The sequence below is a fragment of the Ruegeria sp. BI7 genome (genome assembly GCF_056537925.1).
The window spans coordinates 87,053-106,089 of sequence record NZ_JBQFSK010000011.1 but is presented as its reverse complement, the minus strand read 5'-3'; the positions used below and the strand labels follow the sequence as shown (position 1 = coordinate 106,089).

Sequence of the window (19,037 nt, the reverse complement as noted above, 5' to 3'; positions counted from 1 at the left end):
ATTCAGATGTCCGGGGATTGAGCCGCCATGGTTATTCGGCGGCTTTGTTCTCGTTCTTCATCGAGGCGATGACTTTTTCGCCCCAGCGCAGCTGTTCTTTCAGATCGTCAATGGCTTGCGTCAGCTCTTCGCGGCGGGCTTCCATATCTGCCAGACGTTCCCGTGCGATTTCAAACGTACGGGTCATCTGGGTCATTTGCTGGTCGCCCACATGGTACAGGTCCAGTAGCTGCCGGATCTCTTCCAGGCTAAAGCCAAAGCGCTTGCCGCGCAGGATCAGTTTCAGGCGCGCCCGGTCACGTTTGGTGAACAGACGTTTCTGGCCCTCGCGGATCGGAAACAAAAGTTCCTTGGCCTCGTAAAATCGCAAAGTGCGCGGCGTGACATCATATGTCTCGCACATTTCACGGATGGTCATCAGATCTTCGGTCATGGTTTCAGCACTCTTGTCACTGGCGTCTATCAAAGTCAGTTGCGCAGTTGATGCGCACGTTACAACACGTAGATGACGTTCACGTAATGCAAACGCTACGTCACTATGAAAGTTGACGTAGCATCCTCTCGCGTCAAGGTACGGATAACGCCCAATTGAAAACGTTACGTAACGGAATTTAGCTGTGGGGCGGGGGCTGACGCCTAACGGTCAGACAGTAATTCTGACGCAGCGCTGCGCTCGCAAAATGTTCTAAAGGTTAAAAATGGCCAGTTGATCCTGTCGAAGATCAACCCAGAGATTTAGCGGTCTGGTCGCGCAGGCGTTGGAGTTCTTCCATCGCCTCGTCCAGTTGCTGACGCTGTTTTTGCAGTTCAGGCATCTGCCGGTCGGCCAGTTTTATAAACTCGGCCATTTGCGCCTGATCCCCCTGATCTTCATAGATCAGCAGCCACTGGCGAATCTCTTCCAGCGAGAATCCAAACAGGCGCCCACGCATGATCAGTTTCATCCGCGCGCATTCCCGCGGCCCATAATAACGCGAGCGGCCTTCGCGTTCGGGCTGCAGCAGTTCGATATATTCGTAATAACGCAAAGTGCGCTTGGTTACGTCGAACTCTTCGCACATCTCGTTTAATGACAAACGGTTGTCAGTCATTTGTTGTCTCCTCAGCAGCAAACTAGGGCGTCGTGGCGGCAAGCGCAACAGGCGGTCTTGCTCTTTTGCAAAGCGCAGGCTCATAAAGGACGGAATCCAAAGGACACGCATACATGGTCGACAAAGTAGAGATTGCCCGCCAGTTCATTGAGGCGATTCCGCATGCCAACGCACTTGGTCTGAAATTGACGACCATCAGCGATGGCGAGGCTGAAATTTCAATGCCGTATAATGCGGATCTGATCGGAGACCCCAGAACTGGCGTTATCCATGGCGGCGCTGTGTTTGCCGCCCTGGACACATGCTGTGGGGCGGCCGTTATGTCCCATCCGTCCGCTCCGGGCGGGACGGCCACAATTGACCTGAGAATTGACTATATGCGCGCGGCGACGCCGGGGCAGAGCATTACGGCGCGTGCGACCTGCTATCACATTACGCGCAATGTTGCTTTTGTTCGGGCGACCGCGATGGACGACGATCAAGAACGCCCGGTCGCAACAGCGGCAGGCGCCTTTACGGTGGAGGGATTGTAATGGCGCGTCCCCGACCCGAACCCATGCAGGTGGTCAAGCAACGTCGCGACGCGGCCCTGAAGGCGATTGTCGACGGAGTTCCTTACATCCGCTTTCTCAATATCACCTTCGACCGACGCGGCGATGAGCTGACTGGGGTGCTGAACTTTGACGACAAGCTGATCGGAAATCCATTGCTGCCCGCGCTGCATGGCGGGGTTACAGCCGCATTTCTTGAGGTGACGGCCGTCATCACGCTGAGTTGGGAACACTTCTTTCCCCGCATCGAAAGCGGTGAGATCGACGCCGAAGATTTGTTCAAAGCCGATGCGGTGAGATTTCCAAAAACCGTTGATTTCACGGTTGATTACTTACGCTCTGGCTTGCCGCGGGATGCTTATGCGCGCGCCTTTGTCAGCCGGTCCGGCAGGCGATATGCCTCGGTCCGGGTCGAGGCCTGGCAGGACAATCACGCACGACCCATCGCGCAGGCCACGGGGCATTTCCTGATGCCGCAGCCGAAAGCGGAAAGAGAGTAACCCGTGACGCAGCACGCCTCGGCACCCCTGACACATACGCGGGTGTTGAAAATCGCCGTTCCGATTGTGCTGTCGAATGCCACGGTTCCGATACTTGGCGCTGTGGATACCGGTGTAGTCGGTCAGATGGGGTTGGCTGCGCCCATCGGGGCCGTCGGTATGGGCGCGGTTATCCTGTCCGCGATCTATTGGATCTTTGGCTTTCTGCGCATGGGCACGACCGGTCTGGCGGCGCAGGCGCGCGGGGCAGGGGATGCGGCGGAAACCGGTGCACTATTGATGCGCGGGCTGCTGTTGGGCGGCGCGGCGGGGCTGTTCTTTATTCTCACACAAGTCGGGCTGTTCTGGGGGGCGTTTGCCCTGTCACCCGCCAGCCCCGAGGTTGAGGCGCTGACGCAGGATTACCTGCAAATCCGCATTTGGGGTGCCCCGGCAACCATCGCGCTTTTTGCCGTTACGGGTTGGCTGATCGCAATAGAGCAGACACGGGGCGTGTTCCTCCTGCAGGTTTGGATGAACGGGTTGAACATCTTGCTGGACTTGTGGTTCGTGCTTGGGTTGGGCTGGGGCGTCGAAGGTGTGGCCATTGCTACCCTGATCGCGGAATGGACCGGGCTGGCGCTGGGCCTGTATCTGTGCCGCGAAGCGTTCACAGGGAATCAATGGCGCGACTGGCCACGTATTTTCGACGCAGCGCGATTGCGCCGGATGATGCAGGTTAATGCTGACATCATGATCCGATCTGTTCTGCTGACGGGCGCGTTCACGACATTTCTGTTCGTTGGGTCCGATCTGGGAGACGTTAACCTAGCTGCTAATCAGGTCTTGCTGCAATTTCTTGAGATCACCGCATTTGCCTTGGACGGCTTCGCCTTTTCCGCCGAGGCTCTGGTCGGCAGTGCCGTGGGCGCGCGGAACCGGTCTCAGGTCCGGCGGGCGTCAATCATGGCGTCCCAATGGGGCGTAGGTGGGGCGTTCCTGCTGGGGGTTGTGTTCTATTTGGCTGGGCCTGCGCTGATCGATCTGATGTCAACCTCGGCCGAGGTGCGCGCGGCGGCGCGAGACTATCTGATCTGGGCCGCGCTGGCCCCGGCAATCGGGGTGGCAAGCTGGATGTTCGACGGCATCTATATTGGGGCCACCTGGACGCGTGCGATGCGCAACGCGATGGTTCAATCAGTTGCGATCTATGTGGCGGCCCTGTTCCTACTGGTGCCGGCCTTTGGTAACCACGGCTTGTGGGCCGCGCTGATGGTTCTGAACATCGCGCGCGGCGTCACCATGGGTTGGCGTTATCCCAGGCTGGAGGCACAGGTGGCCTAGATCAACGTCAACAGGTTCTCGGGCGGGCGCCCGATGGCAGCCTTGTCACCTGCGATTGCCAGAGGGCGCTCGATCAAGATGGGGTTCTCGGCCATTGCGGTGATCAACTCGTCAGCAGGTGAGGTCTTGGTCAGACCCAGTTCTTTGAACTGTTTCTCACCCGTGCGCATCATGTCTATGGCGTTGATGCCGAGTTTGCCCAGCACCGTGCGCAGCTCATCGGTCGAGGGTGCGTTTTCCAGGTATTTCCGAACCTCGACCTGCGCGCCATTCTCTTCCAGCAGAGCCAGACCGGCGCGGGATTTCGAACAGCGCGGGTTGTGCCAATATGAAATCAAAGCCAATCCTTTCGTTTACTTCCAACTGCTTGCGCGACGTTGTTGAATCCATCTCGTTCCAGCAATTTATCGAGACCTTGCGCGATATCTGCGGCCAGAGAAATGCCGCCATACACCAACGCGGTATAAAGCTGCACGGCGGATGCACCGGCGCAAATCTTGGCATACGCTTGTTCCGCGCTGCTGATACCGCCCACGCCAATCAGCGGGATTTTGCCCTCGGTCAGCTGGCTCAGCTGTGCCAGAACGCGGGTCGATTTATCGAACAGAGGCGCGCCGGACAGGCCGCCGGTTTGACCCTTATGCCCACTGCGCAGCCCATCGCGGGACAGTGTAGTGTTGGTTGCGATCACCGCGTCAACGCCTGTTTCCTTCGCCACATCTGCGATGTCCTGCAATTCGGCCTCGGTCAGGTCAGGGGCAATTTTCAGGAAAATGGGTAAAGGCCGGGACAGGCCGTTGCGGGTTTCGATCACGCCGCCCAGCAATGCGCCAAGCGCGGCCTTGCCCTGCAGGTCCCGCAGTTTCTCGGTGTTGGGGGATGAGACATTGACCGTGGCGAAATCCAGATGCTCGGCGCAATGGGCCAACACCTTGGCAAAGTCTCCGGGGCGGTCGTCACTGTCCTTGTTCGCACCCAGGTTCAGCCCGATGATCGCGTTTTTGGGGCGGTCGGCCAGACGGCGCGCCATGACCTCCATGCCTTCGTTGTTGAAGCCAAAGCGGTTGATGGCGGCCTTATCCTCAGTCAGGCGGAACAAGCGAGGTTTGGGGTTGCCGGGCTGCGGGCGTGGTGTAACAGCGCCCACTTCGATAAAGCCAAAGCCTGTGCGTGAGAGGGGGGTCAAAACCTCTCCATTCTTGTCAAACCCCGCAGCCAGACCGACCGGGTTGGGCAGGTCCAGTCCAGCTACGTGAGTTTTCAGCCGCGGCGATGTGACCGGCCCGGGCATCGGGGCAAGCCCGGCCTTCAACGCCTTGATCGACATGCCATGGGCGGCTTCAGGGTCCATCTTGTGCAGGACCGCCAGCCCCAGTTTCTCGGTCAGTTTCATCCGAAAGTCTCTCCACCTTTGGCCGGGGCGCAGCGGATCAGGCGCGAAGTTGCAACCGCCGCCTGCCTGTGAATAACCGCAGCCTGATAATCCGGGTCGGTCACCATTTCCAAAAACGCATGTGCAGTCGGATAGCGGGCGATAAATACCTCATCCCAATCTTCGTCCTGCGGGCCGATCAGAGTGGTCTGAAACGCGCCGCGCCACAGGATCGACGCCCCAAGGCGCGCAATAATCGGGGCGGTTTCCGCGCCGTAATTTCGATAAGCCTGCGCGCCGGTCAGCCCGGCATCCGCCAGTTCGTGTCCCGTCGGGTATTCGGCTATGTCGCGAAACTTGACCAGATTCAACATCTCGATCGGATGATCACGGTCCAGCGCCTTGAAGGCTTCAAACTGGGTGCGGTCAGGGTCGACAAAAGACCTCATTCCATCCCCTCGGGGAATTGGTGGGCTTGCCCGCCAAAGGGCAGGGGGCGCGACCAGACGACATCTGTCATGCGGATCTGCCGGTAAAGATGCGGGAACAAGGCGCCACCGCGCGAGACCTCCCATTTCAGATCATCGCCCATGGCATCGGCATCGCAGGCCAACAAGGTCAAATCTTCGACACCGGCAAAGTGTTTGGCTGCGGTCTCAGCCGCCTGTTGGGCGGTCGAGAAATGGACATATCCATCAGACACATCAATCGGTGCGCCATCCGAGGCACCCTGATCCTGCAGTGCGGTCCATTCCTCGGCCCTGAATATCTTGTAAATCAGCATGAGGTGGTGATGCCCCGCGTGACGGGCAGAATCAACCCGGATTTCCCCCTTTGACTCTTGTTGTCTGCAGGCGCAACATCGCGCCAAACAAAAACAAGGAGTATGAAGATGTTCACTCGCTTTTTGGCGTCCGCCGCGGTTCTGGGCCTGACCGCAGGCATGGCCGCAGCCGATTATAAATTGACGATTCTGCATACCAACGATTTCCACGCGCGTTTTGAACCGATCAACAAGTATGACAGCGCTTGTGATGAGGAAGACCAAGCAGAAGGCAAGTGTTTCGGCGGTTCGGCCCGGTTGGTTACTGCGGTGAATGACGCGCGCGCGCGGGCCGAAAACTCGATCCTGGTCGATGGTGGGGATCAGTTTCAGGGTTCGTTGTTCTATACCTATTACAAGGGCAAGGTCGCAGCCGAGTTCATGAACAAGCTGGGGTATGACGCGATGACCGTGGGCAACCATGAATTCGACGATGGCCCCGAAGTGCTGCGCGGCTTCATCGACTCGGTGGAATTTCCGGTTTTGATGTCGAACGCGGATATTGCCGACGAAGAGTTGCTGATTGACAAGATCAAGAAATCGACTGTCATCGAAGTGGGCGGGGAAAAGATCGGCCTGATTGGCCTGACACCGGAAGACACGCATGATCTTGCCTCTCCTGGTCCAAATATCAGCTTTTCTGATCCGGCCCCCGCAGTGCAGGCCGAAGTGGACAAGTTGACCGGCGAAGGCGTTAATAAAATCATCGTTCTCAGCCATTCTGGCTATGGTGTTGATCAACGCGTAGCGCAGGAAACCAGCGGGGTGGACGTAATTGTCGGCGGTCATTCGAACACTTACCTGTCGAACGTGTCCGACAAGGCAGCGGGTCCGTACCCGACCGTGGTCAACGGTGTCCAGATCGTGCAGGCCTATGCTTATGGCAAGTTTCTGGGTGAGTTGAACGTAACCTTCGACGATGACGGCAATGTGCTTGAGGCGGTGGGCGAGCCGTTGATCATGGACAACTCCGTTACCGAGGATCAGTCCGCGTTGGACCGTATCGCCGAACTGGCCGTGCCGCTGGACGAAATCCGCAACAAGGTGGTGGCGAATGCAGCAGACGCCATCGAGGGGGACCGTTCTGTCTGTCGTGTGCAGGAATGTGAGATGGGCAACCTCGTCGCCGACGCCATGCTGGCGCGTGTGGCCGATCAGGGTGTACAGATTGCGATTGCCAACTCTGGCGGGCTGCGGGCCTCAATCGACCCGGGCGAAGTAACCATGGGCGAGGTGCTGACGGTGCTACCATTCCAGAATACCCTGTCTACCTTCGAGATCAGTGGTCAGGGGGTGATCGACGCACTGGAGAACGGCGTAAGCCAGGTCGAAGATGTAAAGGGCCGCTTTCCGCAGGTTGCGGGTCTGACATTCACCTGGGATCCGGCGGTTGCGCCGAACGAAGGGCGCGTGTCCGAGGTCATGGTCGCCGAGGGTGATGGTTTTGCGCCAATTGACCCGGCAGCGACGTATCTGGTTGTGACCAATAATTATGTCCGCAACGGCGGCGACGGGTACAACATGTTCGAAGGCGACGACAAGAATGCCTATGACTTTGGTCCGGATCTGGCAGATGTCACGGCTGAGTACTTGGCTGAAAATGCGCCCTACCAGCCTTATCTGGACGGTCGTATCAAGCAGAAGTAACTCTGCGACATAGCAAAGAAAAAGGCCGCATCCCTGATGCGGCCTTTCGTGTTTCGGGCGCACTCAGCCCAAATTGTATTCGGGCCAGAGCGCGGGATCGAACCCGTCAAGCATGGGGCGTAGATGTTCGGACACGCTCTGCCATCCACCAATGGATTTGGTCGAGATCTTATTGCGGACCTGATCGATACTGGCCGTTCTGACCTGCTTGGTGTTTTTCTCGGGATGCATCATGGTTTCGTTCCATTCGATATCGCAGAACGCAGCAACCTGTTGGCTATAGGTTTTTGGATCGGCCACCAATTTTTCATAAGGAACGGTCAGTATGCGGTTACCGAACACAGTATCCCAATGTGCCATATAGCGGCGGTACATATTCGCCGAATGAGCAATGGCTGTCAGGTTCGACGCATAACGCATCCCACCAGCCGGGAACCGACGGATCCATTTCGACAATCCGACATCGCGGGGATCACGCAGCATATTGACGATCTTTGCATTGGGGAAGGCGGCCAGCAGGAAACCAACACGCTGATAGTTGTGCGGTAACTTGTCGACAAAGGCGAGCGAGTTATCAGGGATTGGCGGCATCATCTTGCGGAATTTCTGCGCAAATTCATCAGCTTTTTCAGCGTCAAATCCCTGGCCGTCCATTTCGAATTCACGCGAAAGGTCAGAAGCCAGCATTAACTCACCACACCCAAAGATATCGGTGGCTGAACTTAGCATCATTTCCATCAACGTAGTGCCCGAGCGGGGTTGACCCAGAACGAAAATGGGAACCGGCGCTTCGCTTGATCCGGCTGTAGGTAAATCGGCTCCTTTGGGAAACAGTTCGATGGTCCGCTTAAGCTTTCTCTCTTCCTCGGCGGCATCATAGGGGTTACCGTCGTGTTGTATCCTATTGGCACGTTCATATTGCGGCATAGCGGCGCTCAAGCCGTTGATTTTCGAAATTAATTGCGCCTTGGCGAATTCCAATTCATGGAGGTCTTCGTCCGCGTTGGCGATGGCGGTCTCAACTGCCTCCATTAGTTTTGGCGCGTCATCCTTGGTAATTGATGAAGACATCTGCATCAGAGCGAACATGTTTTCGGGCTCAGCATCCAGAATGCGCTGCAAGATTTCCTTTGCCGCTTGCTTGTCGCCACTCTGATGCAGGTTCACGGATTTTTGGAACGCAATGTTTACGTTGTCTGGTTCCAGCTCAAAGGCGCGAGAGATATCGCGTGTGTTGTCTTCGACAAACCCGATCTGTGAAAAAGCGCGGGCCCGCTTTGACAGAAGGTTCGCATTGTCGGGCTCGCTTTTCAGCTTCTTGCTCGCATATTCAATGATCAGGCGCCAGTTGCTGCCTTTCAGGTGAATCTCATCCAGGACGCGGTTCAGTTCTTTGTTGTTTGGGAACTGTTCCAGCTTTTGTTCAGTATATTCCAGCGCCCTGGGGATCTGTCCGGTCTGCATAAGCGCATTTGCCAGATTTTCGACGAATTGAGGGTCGTCTGGCTTTATTCGTGACGCTTCGACGAAATGCGGAATAGATTTCTTGTATTGCTTCATTTCGGTCAGCACAAAGCCCGAGATGGCGTGGAAATCAGAATCCTTGGGGAATTTCTTAACACCCAACTGTGCCTTCTTCAGCGCCTGTTGCAGCTTGCCTGCTTCCAAAGCAGCCACCGCCTTGCCTTTGAGGGTATTCGCTGTTTGATTTTGCATGTGACCCCGTGACACCCTGTGCCTGTATGAAACGATTATTGATGGTTCTTTACCCATGTGCGGACGGTTTGCAATAACCCTTCCAAATGACGCAATGGCGCAGCTGTTTTCAGCACGGCCTGCAAACACGTTGCCTGCTGTACCGAACTTCAATGTTTGCCCGACAAATCAAGTGCATGTGGTGCGCGTTGGCGAAGGCGGACGCCAGTTGGATTCGCTGCGCTGGGGGTTCCTGCCGCATTGGTACAAGACTGAAACCGCCGGTCCTTTGCTGATCAATGCGCGTGCCGAAACTCTGGCCGAAAAGCCTGCATTTCGCGCCGCCTGCCGCGAACGACGCTGCCTGATCGTGGCAACAGGGTTCTATGAATGGACCAAAACTGAACAGGGAACACGTCTGCCATGGTACATCCACCGCAAAGATGGCGCACCGATTGCATTTGCCGGGGTCTGGCAGGATTGGGGCATTGAGGGTACGCAGCAGGGCACTTGCGCCATCGTAACAACACCGGCAAATCGCCACCTCAGCGCCGTTCATCATCGGATGCCACTGATCCTTGAGCCTGACGATTGGCCTTTGTGGTTAGGGGAGGCGGGGAAAGGCGCGGCACGTTTGATGCAACCCGGGGCCGAGGGTGTCTTGGAGTTCTACCGCGTTGATCCAGCAGTGAATTCGAACCGGGCGAACGGGCCGGACCTGATTGAACCTGTCCCGGCGTGACTGGGCGCCTTTTCATTTCAAAGTTCGCAGGATAGACCGTTGGCATGGCTTTGAAATTTTCTGATCTACCCGGCCTGTATGCGCATGATTTTGACACTGTGATCGACGTGCGCAGCCCCGCTGAATATGCAGAGGATCATCTGCCCGGCGCCATCAACCTGCCAGTGCTTAATAACGAAGAACGCGCGCAGGTAGGTACGATCTACGTGCAGCAAAACCCGTTTCTGGCCCGCAAGCTGGGCGCAGCGCTGGTGTTTCGGAACGCGGCAAATCACATAGAACACAGCCTGTCGCACCACGAGGGCGGCTGGAAACCATTGGTCTATTGCTGGCGTGGCGGACAGAGATCAGGGTCGTTCACATGGATGTTGCAACAGATCGGTTGGCGGGCCGAAGTGGTCGATGGCGGATACCGAGCCTACCGCCGATTGGTGAATCGCTACCTCTATGACGATCCATTGCCGCACCGGTTGGTGGCCCTCGATGGGTATACGGGCACAGCCAAGACTGACCTGCTGATGTATTTGAAGGCGCGCGGCGTTCAGGTTCTGGACCTCGAAGACATAGCCAACCACCGGGGATCTTTGCTAGGTGAAATGCCGGGCGGGCAGCCCAGCCAGAAAGCCTTCGAGTCCGCTCTATCCGCCGCATTGTGCGGCTTGGACCCAGCGCGCCCGGTGGTTGTCGAGGCTGAATCCTCCAAGATCGGGTCGCTGATCCTGCCGCCAAGCTTGTGGACTGCGTTGCGGACGGCACCGCGGATTCAGGTGTCCGCTTCCCTTAAGGCGCGTACCGCGTATCTGGTCAAGGCTTACGACGATATCCTCTCGGATACCGAGCGCTTGCGCGATCGCCTGTCTCCGCTACGGTTCCATCGAGGACACGATGTGGTGGATGGATGGCTAACGCTGATCGATGCGGGGGATAAACGGGCGCTGACGCGGGCGTTGATGGAACAGCATTATGACCCGGCCTATGCCAAATACTCCAAAACACGCGCCGTCAAGATTATCGCGCAAATCGACGTGGCGGCGCTGGACGATGCGGGCCTGAACGCCGCAGCCGCTCGGGTTGAAGAAATTCTGGGTCAGCTCTGAAGCCGCAAACCCGGAGTGTCAGTCAGATGCCCGATGATGACCGCCGGATAGCACGCGTGCCTTAGCTGTTCGCACAATTCGTGCGCCTGATCGGATGCGACGGCGGCCAGTAATCCCCCAGCAGTTTGCGGGTCAAAAAGCAGGTCGGCCTTGTCCGAGGATGGAATGCCCGGAACGATTGCGCGGTTGTCCTCGAAGATTGTCGACCGGACACCTTGAGCGGCCAATTCCAGCGCGCCAATCATCAGAGGGATCGTGTCCAGATCCAAAACTACACCACAATCCGAGGCTTCGCACATGCCTATCAGATGCCCGGCCAGTCCAAATCCGGTTACATCCGTCATCGCATGTGCCCCGGCCAGAATGCGCGATGCCGCGCCTTGCGGCTGAACCATTTGCCGCAAGGCATCGGCCACCCAACTGCCATCAGCTTGCCCCGCCATTTCAGCGGCCATCAACACCCCGCTGCCCAGGGGTTTTGTCAGGATCAATGCATCCCCAGGACGTGCTCCGGACAAAGTGATCGGGTCTTTGTCGCACAGTCCGGTCAGAGTGAAGCCGATGGTCATCTCATCCCCGAGTGAGCTGTGACCGCCCACGATTTCTGCCCCGGCTTCGCGGATGACCTCGGTGGCCGTCATCATGATCTCGGACAAGGTGCGGTGCTGCAATTGCGGGGACATGCGCGGCAGGATGATCGTTGCCGTCGCCGCCTGTGGGTTGGCCCCCATGGCCCAGATATCCCCCAGTGCGTGAACAGCGGCGATGCGCGTCATTAGCACTGGGTCATTCGTGAAGCCGCGCAGGTGGTCCGAGGTCATCACTTGCCGCGCTCCGCCGGTTGTCAGCAGGGCGGCGTCGTCCCCGGGCAAGGGGGTGATGTCGTCGCGGTTCGGCTTTGGCAGGCCACTCAGAACTGTTTGCAATGCGCCGCGTCCAACCTTGGCCCCACAGCCGCCGCACATGGGTTTTTCCCCCTGGGCTTCTTGCATGCCCGCTGCATGGTGGCGCGGTAGGGCGGGGCGTGCCATCTGGGGCAGGTTGCGGAATTTATTCATGAAGCTCTGGTCGATATGGTTCTTCCATCGCCACATCACTGGCCCGCTGAACGAGGTTCCAAGACGTTCGGCCAGTGCCGATTTACCACCCAAAGAGATCAGTTTTAGGTAGTCTTTCTGCGGCTGATATCGCCGCATCTTCCCGGCCCCCAGAGCGACCCGCAGATTGTTGAACAGGACCGGAGCCTCTCGGACCGCATAGACACCGGCCTTTGGACGAGGGTTATCGGCAAGATGGGCGCAATCTCCGGCGGCAAAGATCGCCGGATCGCTGGATTGCAGATGGGCGTCCACGCGGATGTAGCCGTCATGCAGATCAAGGCCCGTCTGGGTGATCCAATCATAGGGGCGGGCACCGGCAGCCCCGGTTATAAATTCGGCGGGAACCTTGCGGCCATCCTCTAGCAGAACATGATCCTGTTCGATGCGTGAAATCGCGGCATGCTCGATCAGCTCAATCCCCAGATCGGCCATCGCCTTACGAATGGTCGCGCCCGCCTTGGTCCCCGTCGCTGCCAGGGCCCGGGCATTGTCGATCAGTGTCACCTGCGCCGTGCGGGTTTTGGCGCGAAGGGCATGAGCCATGGCCATAACCAGTTCTACCCCCGCGACCCCACCGCCGATCACGGCGACTGAGGCGGGGCCGCTGCCGTCCAGATACTCCGCCCACCTGGAGGCAAACGGTCCCAGCGGCTTGGCGGGAACTGCATGGTCAGCAAATCCGGGCAGGGCCGGCATGTCCGAGGTGATCCCCACATTGACCGACGCCACATCGAAGGCCACGGGTGGTCGGCCAGGCACGTGTATCTGACGCCGGTCGATGTCGATACCATCAACCGGGCCCAGGATCACGCGCGCACCGGCAAATCGGGCAAGGCGCACCAAATCAATGTCCAGCTCCCAACGCTGGTAATGTCCGGCGACGAAGCCTGGTAGCATACCGGAATAGGGGGCATTGGCACCGGGGTTGATCACCGTCACCCGCGCACCGGGCAAAGGGTTCATGCCCCATTTCCGCAGTACAAGCGCGTGGGTATGCCCGCCGCCTATCAGAACCAGATCACGGGTCAGGGGCAGCGGAGGGTGATGCATGGAATTCAGGTCTTTGTGTGGTCTGGTACGTCTTCGACCTGCTCAACCGCGTGAGTGGCCCAAAGCTCATCCTCACCCGCATCTGGCAGATCATCGGGCTTTTCATGGCGATGAATATGCCATTTGGCAATGAACAGGGCCGTGATCGGCGCAGTCAGGAACAGGAAAAGGGTGATCAGCAGCTCGTGCAGGGAAATATGCTGCTCGATTACTGCCGAATGAAAGATCGACGCCAGCAGCACACCACCCACACCTAACGTCGTCGCTTTGGTTGGGGCATGAAGACGCGACATCGGGTCCTTCAACTTTATCATCCCATACGAGCCGACAAAACCGAATATGCCGGATACGATCAGAAAGAAGGCGACTAGAAACTCGATTATGAACATTGGGGCGCCCTCACTCGATGATATTGCCGCGCAGCATAAAGCGCGCATAGGCTACGGTTGAGACAAAACCCAGCATGGCGATGATCATGGCGGCCTCGAAAAAGATCTCGGTCCCCAGAGCCAGCCCGTACAGGATCATCAGCGCAATTGTGTTGATGACCATCGTGTCCAGCGCCAGAACACGTGTGCCCACACCCTCGGCCGAGATGATCCGATATAGGCACAGCATGATGGCCGCCCCGAAACAGGCGAAGGCAAACCAGATCGCAATCTCGATCATTCGAAAATCTCCTTCAGACGGCGCTCATAGCGTTGTTTGATCTGGTCGCGCACCTCATCCACGTTGGGCGCATCCAGGCAGTGAACCAGCAGGTTGTGGCCTTGCGCCGACAGATCGCAACTGACCGTTCCGGGGGTCATGGTGATGGTTCCGGCCAATACAGTGATCGCTTCGGGGGTGCGCAGTTCAAGTGGGATACAGACCCAGTTGGGCTGTCGGTCGGCATCGCGTTTGAACAGGATGATACGGGCCACGGTGATATTGGCCATTACGATATCCCACAGCACCACCAGCATATACTCGATGATCATCGGCCAGTTTCGCAGTTTGGGTCTGTCGGGCCAGTAGGGCTGAGTAATGAAGGGAATGATAATCCCAAGCAGCAACCCGAACACCAGAGAGTTCAGCGAAGGCGAATTCGCCAGAAGCATCCACACCAGCGTCAGCAGGATCGTCAGATGCGGGTGGGGGAATATTCGATGCAGAAGTCTCATTATTCCTCTCCCCCCAGAACGGCTGAGATGTAGTTTTCGGGTGTGAACAACTGTTCAGCTGTTTTGCCAGCGTAAGTCAGGGCAGGGCCCGCGAACAAGGTCAGCATCACAAGCCCCATGACCATGCCAAAAATGGCGGTGAAGGCCAGTCCGGGGTTTGGTTCGGGTGCGGGCAGGGCTGGTGCTTCCTCGTCATCTTCCACCTCGGGCGCCGGGTTGTGTTGTGCGTCATGGCTTTTCCAGAAGATCAGCGTGCCTGCGCGCGCCAACCCGACGATCGTGACGAACGACCCGATCAGGATCACTGCCCAGATTGCGTTTGCATCCGGTGCGTCGCGCGCCGCATCCAGCACTAGGAGCTTGCCGATGAAACCCGACAGCGGGGGCATCCCCGCCATAGCGATTGCCCCAACAAAGAACAGGGCCGAGACCAGCCCGCTTTGCGCCATCGGGGCCGTTGGCGCGATGGCCCCGCCCCGGCGTTCCATCACTAGGTCAGCCACCAGGAACATCAGCGCCGTCGCAAGGGTCGAATGAAAGATGTAGTACAGCGCGGCAGTTGTGGCCGTTTCGGTAAACAGTGAAATTGCGATCAACAATGTGCCCATTGATGCGATGGCACAAAAGGCCGTCATCCGTGCGATGTGCTGCGAGCCCAGAATACCAATGGCACCCACGGCCAGCGTCAGAAGCGCGGCGGGTTGCAGCCAGTCGCCCAGCAATCCTTGCGTTACAGCCACATCGGGCCCAAAGACCAGCGTATCTACGCGCAGGATTGAGTAGGCACCCACCTTGGTCATGATCGCAAACAGTGCGGCGACGGGCAAAGGTGCATTGGCGTAACTGGCAGGCAACCAGAAATGCAGTGGCAAGACGGCCGCCTTGATACAAAAGACCAACAGCAACAACACCGCTCCAACCCGCAATAGGGCGGTATCCTCGGGCGGAATTTCGGCGACTCGAACAGCCAGATCGGCCATGTTAAGCGTTCCGGTCACGGCATAAAGCGTGCCGAGCGCAAACAGGAACAAGGTCGAGCCCAACAGGTTATAGGCCACATATTGCACCCCGGCCTTCAGCCGGACCGACCCGCCCCCATGCGTCATCAAGCCGTAGGAAGCGATCAGCAGCACCTCGAAGAAAACGAATAGGTTGAAGGCATCGCCCGTCAGGAAGGCACCGCAGACGCCCATGAGCTGAAAGTGAAACAGCGCGTGAAAGTGTTTGCCCCTGTCGTCCCACCCGGACGCAATAGCGTATAGCACAATGGGCAAGGCGAGCAGGGCGGTCAGCAAGACCATCATCGCAGACAGGCGGTCTAGCACCAGCACGATGCCGAAGGGCGCAGGCCAATCGCCCAGCTCATAGACCAGAATATCGCCACCTGCGGCCTGCGCGGTGATGGTCAGGGCAATCCCCAGCAACGCCACTACACCGGCGACCGAGAAGATGCGCTGCAGGTCCAGGTGATATCGCAGGACCATGATGATGAACGGGGCCAGGATCGCGGGCAGGACGATCGGCGCTACGATCCAGTGGTTCATGCGTCTTCTCCCGCGCCGTCGACGCTGTCTTTTGCGGTCATGTCGATATGGTCATCCTTCGACGACAGATAAGCGGACAGCGCGATCATCACGATCACCGCCGTCATACCAAAGGAAATCACGATGGCCGTCAGCACCAGCGCTTGTGGCAACGGGTCGGTATAAGGAACCTCTTCGTATTTGTTCAGAACCGCAGGCGCATCCAGCGCCAGCCGCCCGGTGGCGAACAGGAACACGTTCACCGCGTAGGTGATCAGCGACAGCCCCAGAATGACAGGGAATGTGCGGCGGCGCAGGATCAGGAAAATCCCGGCGGCGGTCATGATGCCTACGGCTGAGGCTACGAGCGCTTCCATCAGGCCTGCTCCTTCTTATCTTCGTCTTTCGAGTCGTCCCGTAGCGGGTTGATATCCATCGGGAACTCTTGCGCCATGCCCGGCTGCCACGCGAACCGCGACAGGCTGTCCAGCGCCAGCATCACCGCACCCAGCACGGCCAGGAACACGCCGGTGTCAAACAGGATGGCGGTGGCCCATTCGAACTCTTCCAGGGGTGGCCAATGGAGATAGCCGAAGTCGCTGGTCAGGAACGGGCGTTCGTTGAACCATGCTCCGATCCCGGTGGCGGCAGCGATCAGAACACCCCAGCCGATGGTGCCGTGATAGTAGAACCGCTGTCGTTCGATGGCCCATGTGTAGCCACTGGCCATGTATTGCATCAGGAAGGCAATCGCGACGATCAGACCGGCAATGAACCCGCCCCCAGGCTGGTTGTGACCGCGGAAAAAGATGTAGGCCCCAACCATCAGGGCAATCGGCATCATCACGCGGGTTGCCACAACCATCATCAGCGGATGTGAATCCCCTGATTGCGGCCAGTGCGGCTTGCGGTTCAACAGATAGCTGCGGACGTTGGTGCCCAGAACGGCCTCGGTCAGGGCAAAGATGATCAGGGCGGCGATGCCCAGAACGATGATCTCGCCAAAGGTATCAAAGCCCCGGAAGTCCACCAGGATCACGTTGACCACGTTGGTACCGCCACCGCCTTTGTACGAGTTGGCCAAGTGGAACTCGGAAATCGTGGGAAAGGCAAAATCCCGCAGCATCAGCGCATAGATCAGTGCACCGGTGCCAAGGCCGGCCACCACTGAGATCGCCGCATCCCGCCAGCGTCGCGCCGCGCTGCTGTCCCACGGTGTATCCGTGGGCAGGAAGTTCAGCGACAGGAGCAACAGGATCATCGTCACCACCTCGACCGAGATCTGCGTCAGCGCCAGATCCGGGGCCGAGAGGTAGTTGAACGCCATCGAAACGATCAGGCCTACGACGCCGATCAGCACCAGCGACAGCAGACGATTGCGGTGGAACCACATGATCGCCAGCGTCGCGCCCACTAGGCAAGTCCAGCCGATGAATGGAATGATCTGAATGGGCAGGGGCTCGCGCGTTTCGGGGCCTATCGTGCCGGTTGAATAGGCGTAGTAGCCAAGCCCGACGGTGAACGCGACAAGGATGATGGCGTACCGGCTGATCACACCATTATGTAATGTGTCGGTGATCCAGCGGCTGAGGGCAGTAAACGCGCCGATGACAGCCTCGAAGATGACTTTCGCTTCGGGGCGGGGCAGGGCGTTCCACAGCTGTTCGCCACGACGGTGTAGCGCCAGCAGGAACAGACCGCCTAGTGTGGCTACGGCCGACATGTAAAGCGCGGGCGTAAAGCCATGCCAGAGCTTCAGTGAGTAGTAGGGCAGCTTCTCTCCACCGATTACGGCGCTGGATACTACCGCGACCAGAGGCCCAACGAGCGCGGCCGAATACAGCCCGATCAGCACAACCAGCACCACCAGGAAGGCTGGAGCCAGCCACATACCGACAGGCGGATCATGCGGGTGGTGCGGATAATCGTTGCGCTGCGGGCCAAGGAAGACATGCCCGACAAAGCGGAAGGAATAGGCAGCCGAGAACAGTGCCGCCAGCAGCGCCAGACCCGGTACCAGATAGTGCGAGTGCAGCCAGGTGGTGTGGACTGTCTCCTCAAGCATCATTTCTTTGGACAGGAAGCCATTCAGCGGAGGCAGACCGGCCATGGATAGCGCGGCAATCGTTCCGATGGTAAATGTAATCGGCATCAACTGACGCAACCCGCCCAGACGTTTGATGTCTCGGGTTCCGGTTTCGTGGTCCACGATCCCGGCGGTCATGAACAGAGCACATTTGAAGGTGGCGTGATTGATAATGTGGAATATCGCCGCCACAGCTGCAATCTTGGTGCCAAAGCCCAGCAGCATCGTCACCAAACCCAGATGCGACACGGTTGAAAACGCCAGCAGTGCCTTAAGATCGTCTTTGAACAAGGCAATACAGGCCCCGATCAGCATGGTCACCAGACCTGTGGTTGCTACGATGTAGAACCACGCATCCGTCCCCGCCAGAACCGGCCACATCCGGGCCATAAGGAACAACCCGGCCTTCACCATCGTGGCCGAGTGCAGATAGGCCGAAACCGGGGTCGGTGCGGCCATCGCATGTGGCAGCCAGAAATGGAACGGAAACTGCGCCGACTTGGTAAAACAGCCCAACAGGATCAGGACCAGCGCGGGCATGTAATACGGTGAGGCTTGGATCAGCTCTTTGTTTTGCAGGATGACGCTTAGGTCATATGAGCCCACGATATTGCCCAGAATCAGCATCCCCGCGATCATCGCCAGTCCGCCGCCACCGGTGACGGCAAGCGCCATCCGTGCGCCCTGTCGGCCCTCGGGCAGGTGTTTCCAATAGCCGATCAGTAGGAATGAACTTAGTGATGTAAGTTCCCAGAAAATAAGCAAAAGAAGGATATTGTCGGACAGGACGATCCCAACCATCGCGCCCTGAAACAACAAAAGGTAGGTATAGAACTGCCCCATTGGATCTTCGCGTGATAGGTAAAACCGCGCATAGAGGATGATCAGCAATCCGATCCCCAGGATCAGCAGGGCAAACAGAAACCCAAGACCGTCCAGCATGAAATTCGCGTTCAGTCCCAGTGCCGGTATCCAGTCGAACCGCGCCGTAACGACATCTCCGCGCATGACCGACGGGATGTGAATCAACAGCCCCATAAGCGCCAGAAAGGTGGTCAGCCCGGCGGCTGATGCTGCTGCGTTTCGTCCTGCCCGGATCAGAAGGGCTGGGAAAACAGCTCCGAGGAAGGGAAGGGCCGCGATGAGGAATAGGGACAAGTGCGATACTCCGATCTGGGCGGTCAAATGTAGTACTGGTTTTTAAGGATAATTTTCTAACTGTCCAGCTATTGCAAGTTTTACCCGCAGTCCTAGCGCCATCGATTGGGGTGCGA

Annotated in this window: 20 protein-coding genes; 6 read left to right on the top strand and 14 right to left on the bottom strand. The window is 58.0% G+C overall.

Annotated elements, in window-relative coordinates; genetic code table 11:
* Window positions 1–31: 31 nt before the first annotated feature.
* The gene (locus tag ACR0JB_RS19245; RefSeq protein ID WP_170349298.1) at window positions 32–433 is read right to left on the bottom strand and encodes a MerR family transcriptional regulator; all 402 of its coding nucleotides are present in this window, start codon (window positions 431–433) and stop codon (window positions 32–34) included.
* A 289-nt stretch (window positions 434–722) separates the two neighbouring features.
* Window positions 723–1,091 carry a MerR family transcriptional regulator gene (locus ACR0JB_RS19240; protein ID WP_170349296.1) on the bottom strand — a complete coding sequence of 123 codons (369 nt, stop codon included), beginning with the start codon at window positions 1,089–1,091 and terminating at the stop codon, window positions 723–725.
* A gap of 113 nt (window positions 1,092–1,204) precedes the next feature.
* On the opposite strand from ACR0JB_RS19240, the gene ACR0JB_RS19235 reads away from it, so the two are divergent.
* From ACR0JB_RS19235 to ACR0JB_RS19225, 3 genes are read left to right on the top strand one after another with little or no spacing between them, the layout of a single operon-like run.
* On the top strand, window positions 1,205–1,624 hold the full coding sequence (locus tag ACR0JB_RS19235) for a PaaI family thioesterase (RefSeq protein WP_170359262.1): 420 nt from the start codon (window positions 1,205–1,207) through the stop codon (window positions 1,622–1,624).
* Window positions 1,624–2,142 carry a PaaI family thioesterase gene (locus tag ACR0JB_RS19230; RefSeq protein ID WP_170359260.1) on the top strand — a complete coding sequence of 173 codons (519 nt, stop codon included), beginning with the start codon at window positions 1,624–1,626 and terminating at the stop codon, window positions 2,140–2,142. Before ACR0JB_RS19235 ends, ACR0JB_RS19230 begins: the two co-directional genes overlap by 1 nt.
* A 3-nt stretch (window positions 2,143–2,145) precedes the next feature.
* On the top strand, window positions 2,146–3,465 hold the full coding sequence (locus ACR0JB_RS19225; RefSeq protein WP_170396435.1) for an MATE family efflux transporter: 1,320 nt from the start codon (window positions 2,146–2,148) through the stop codon (window positions 3,463–3,465).
* Here the strand turns inward: ACR0JB_RS19225 and arsC are convergent.
* From arsC to ACR0JB_RS19205, 4 genes are read right to left on the bottom strand one after another with little or no spacing between them, the layout of a single operon-like run.
* The gene (gene arsC, locus ACR0JB_RS19220; protein WP_170396489.1) at window positions 3,462–3,803 is read right to left on the bottom strand and encodes an arsenate reductase (glutaredoxin); all 342 of its coding nucleotides are present in this window, start codon (window positions 3,801–3,803) and stop codon (window positions 3,462–3,464) included. The two genes, ACR0JB_RS19225 and arsC, sit on opposite strands and share 4 nt — an antisense overlap.
* Window positions 3,800–4,858, bottom strand: coding sequence for a quinone-dependent dihydroorotate dehydrogenase (locus ACR0JB_RS19215; RefSeq protein WP_170396433.1), 1,059 nt, complete (start codon window positions 4,856–4,858; stop codon window positions 3,800–3,802). The genes arsC and ACR0JB_RS19215 overlap by 4 nt, the downstream gene beginning before the upstream one ends.
* A complete protein-coding gene (locus ACR0JB_RS19210; RefSeq protein ID WP_170396431.1) occupies window positions 4,855–5,286 on the bottom strand; it encodes a DUF1330 domain-containing protein in 432 nt (143 codons plus the stop codon). The genes ACR0JB_RS19215 and ACR0JB_RS19210 overlap by 4 nt, the downstream gene beginning before the upstream one ends.
* The gene (locus tag ACR0JB_RS19205) at window positions 5,283–5,621 is read right to left on the bottom strand and encodes a DUF952 domain-containing protein (protein WP_170396429.1); all 339 of its coding nucleotides are present in this window, start codon (window positions 5,619–5,621) and stop codon (window positions 5,283–5,285) included. The genes ACR0JB_RS19210 and ACR0JB_RS19205 overlap by 4 nt, the downstream gene beginning before the upstream one ends.
* A gap of 108 nt (window positions 5,622–5,729) precedes the next feature.
* On the opposite strand from ACR0JB_RS19205, the gene ACR0JB_RS19200 reads away from it, so the two are divergent.
* Window positions 5,730–7,307, top strand: a complete 1,578-nt coding sequence (locus tag ACR0JB_RS19200; protein ID WP_480790203.1) for a bifunctional metallophosphatase/5'-nucleotidase — start codon at window positions 5,730–5,732, stop codon at window positions 7,305–7,307.
* Between the two features lie 63 nt (window positions 7,308–7,370).
* Here ACR0JB_RS19200 and ACR0JB_RS19195 read toward each other — a convergent pair whose 3' ends face one another.
* Window positions 7,371–9,023, bottom strand: coding sequence for a tetratricopeptide repeat-containing sulfotransferase family protein (locus ACR0JB_RS19195; protein WP_170505383.1), 1,653 nt, complete (start codon window positions 9,021–9,023; stop codon window positions 7,371–7,373).
* Between the two features lie 55 nt (window positions 9,024–9,078).
* On the opposite strand from ACR0JB_RS19195, the gene ACR0JB_RS19190 reads away from it, so the two are divergent.
* Together ACR0JB_RS19190 and mnmH are read left to right on the top strand one after the other, a co-directional pair.
* The gene (locus ACR0JB_RS19190; protein ID WP_480790202.1) at window positions 9,079–9,744 is read left to right on the top strand and encodes an SOS response-associated peptidase; all 666 of its coding nucleotides are present in this window, start codon (window positions 9,079–9,081) and stop codon (window positions 9,742–9,744) included.
* Between the two features lie 44 nt (window positions 9,745–9,788).
* On the top strand, window positions 9,789–10,841 hold the full coding sequence (gene mnmH, locus ACR0JB_RS19185; RefSeq protein WP_480790201.1) for a tRNA 2-selenouridine(34) synthase MnmH: 1,053 nt from the start codon (window positions 9,789–9,791) through the stop codon (window positions 10,839–10,841).
* Here mnmH and selD read toward each other — a convergent pair.
* Genes selD through ACR0JB_RS19150 form a run of 7 tightly spaced genes read right to left on the bottom strand, consistent with a single transcriptional unit; the run spans window position 10,832 to window position 18,921 of the window.
* The gene (gene selD / locus ACR0JB_RS19180) at window positions 10,832–12,991 is read right to left on the bottom strand and encodes a selenide, water dikinase SelD (protein WP_480790200.1); all 2,160 of its coding nucleotides are present in this window, start codon (window positions 12,989–12,991) and stop codon (window positions 10,832–10,834) included. The two genes, mnmH and selD, sit on opposite strands and share 10 nt — an antisense overlap.
* A 5-nt stretch (window positions 12,992–12,996) precedes the next feature.
* On the bottom strand, window positions 12,997–13,380 hold the full coding sequence (locus tag ACR0JB_RS19175; protein WP_170349275.1) for a Na+/H+ antiporter subunit G: 384 nt from the start codon (window positions 13,378–13,380) through the stop codon (window positions 12,997–12,999).
* A 10-nt stretch (window positions 13,381–13,390) separates the two neighbouring features.
* Window positions 13,391–13,660: a K+/H+ antiporter subunit F gene (locus tag ACR0JB_RS19170; RefSeq protein WP_058282485.1), complete on the bottom strand. Its 270-nt coding sequence runs from the start codon at window positions 13,658–13,660 to the stop codon at window positions 13,391–13,393.
* Window positions 13,657–14,154 carry a Na+/H+ antiporter subunit E gene (locus tag ACR0JB_RS19165; protein WP_170349274.1) on the bottom strand — a complete coding sequence of 166 codons (498 nt, stop codon included), beginning with the start codon at window positions 14,152–14,154 and terminating at the stop codon, window positions 13,657–13,659. Before ACR0JB_RS19165 ends, ACR0JB_RS19170 begins: the two co-directional genes overlap by 4 nt.
* Entirely contained in the window at window positions 14,154–15,698 is a 1,545-nt protein-coding gene (locus tag ACR0JB_RS19160) for a monovalent cation/H+ antiporter subunit D (protein WP_170349273.1), read from the bottom strand. The genes ACR0JB_RS19165 and ACR0JB_RS19160 overlap by 1 nt, the downstream gene beginning before the upstream one ends.
* Window positions 15,695–16,054, bottom strand: a complete 360-nt coding sequence (locus ACR0JB_RS19155) for a Na+/H+ antiporter subunit C (protein WP_170396417.1) — start codon at window positions 16,052–16,054, stop codon at window positions 15,695–15,697. Before ACR0JB_RS19155 ends, ACR0JB_RS19160 begins: the two co-directional genes overlap by 4 nt.
* Window positions 16,054–18,921, bottom strand: a complete 2,868-nt coding sequence (locus ACR0JB_RS19150; RefSeq protein WP_170517314.1) for a monovalent cation/H+ antiporter subunit A — start codon at window positions 18,919–18,921, stop codon at window positions 16,054–16,056. Before ACR0JB_RS19150 ends, ACR0JB_RS19155 begins: the two co-directional genes overlap by 1 nt.
* Window positions 18,922–19,037 lie beyond the last annotated feature (116 nt).

What these genes read in the sequence shown, in the direction of transcription:
- ACR0JB_RS19205 (WP_170396429.1), bottom strand. Translation starts at nt 5,621, where the DNA reads ATGCTGATTTACAAGATATTCAGGGCCGAGGAATGGACCGCACTGCAG.
- ACR0JB_RS19170 (WP_058282485.1), bottom strand. Translation starts at nt 13,660, where the DNA reads ATGATCGAGATTGCGATCTGGTTTGCCTTCGCCTGTTTCGGGGCGGCC.
- ACR0JB_RS19200 (WP_480790203.1), top strand. Translation starts at nt 5,730, where the DNA reads ATGTTCACTCGCTTTTTGGCGTCCGCCGCGGTTCTGGGCCTGACCGCA.
- ACR0JB_RS19245 (WP_170349298.1), bottom strand. Translation starts at nt 433, where the DNA reads ATGACCGAAGATCTGATGACCATCCGTGAAATGTGCGAGACATATGAT.
- ACR0JB_RS19155 (WP_170396417.1), bottom strand. Translation starts at nt 16,054, where the DNA reads ATGGAAGCGCTCGTAGCCTCAGCCGTAGGCATCATGACCGCCGCCGGG.
- ACR0JB_RS19215 (WP_170396433.1), bottom strand. Translation starts at nt 4,858, where the DNA reads ATGAAACTGACCGAGAAACTGGGGCTGGCGGTCCTGCACAAGATGGAC.
- selD (WP_480790200.1), bottom strand. Translation starts at nt 12,991, where the DNA reads ATGCATCACCCTCCGCTGCCCCTGACCCGTGATCTGGTTCTGATAGGC.
- ACR0JB_RS19240 (WP_170349296.1), bottom strand. Translation starts at nt 1,091, where the DNA reads ATGACTGACAACCGTTTGTCATTAAACGAGATGTGCGAAGAGTTCGAC.
- mnmH (WP_480790201.1), top strand. Translation starts at nt 9,789, where the DNA reads ATGGCTTTGAAATTTTCTGATCTACCCGGCCTGTATGCGCATGATTTT.
- ACR0JB_RS19175 (WP_170349275.1), bottom strand. Translation starts at nt 13,380, where the DNA reads ATGTTCATAATCGAGTTTCTAGTCGCCTTCTTTCTGATCGTATCCGGC.
- ACR0JB_RS19235 (WP_170359262.1), top strand. Translation starts at nt 1,205, where the DNA reads ATGGTCGACAAAGTAGAGATTGCCCGCCAGTTCATTGAGGCGATTCCG.
- ACR0JB_RS19190 (WP_480790202.1), top strand. Translation starts at nt 9,079, where the DNA reads ATGTGCGGACGGTTTGCAATAACCCTTCCAAATGACGCAATGGCGCAG.
- ACR0JB_RS19165 (WP_170349274.1), bottom strand. Translation starts at nt 14,154, where the DNA reads ATGAGACTTCTGCATCGAATATTCCCCCACCCGCATCTGACGATCCTG.
- ACR0JB_RS19230 (WP_170359260.1), top strand. Translation starts at nt 1,624, where the DNA reads ATGGCGCGTCCCCGACCCGAACCCATGCAGGTGGTCAAGCAACGTCGC.
- ACR0JB_RS19160 (WP_170349273.1), bottom strand. Translation starts at nt 15,698, where the DNA reads ATGAACCACTGGATCGTAGCGCCGATCGTCCTGCCCGCGATCCTGGCC.
- ACR0JB_RS19195 (WP_170505383.1), bottom strand. Translation starts at nt 9,023, where the DNA reads ATGCAAAATCAAACAGCGAATACCCTCAAAGGCAAGGCGGTGGCTGCT.
- ACR0JB_RS19210 (WP_170396431.1), bottom strand. Translation starts at nt 5,286, where the DNA reads ATGAGGTCTTTTGTCGACCCTGACCGCACCCAGTTTGAAGCCTTCAAG.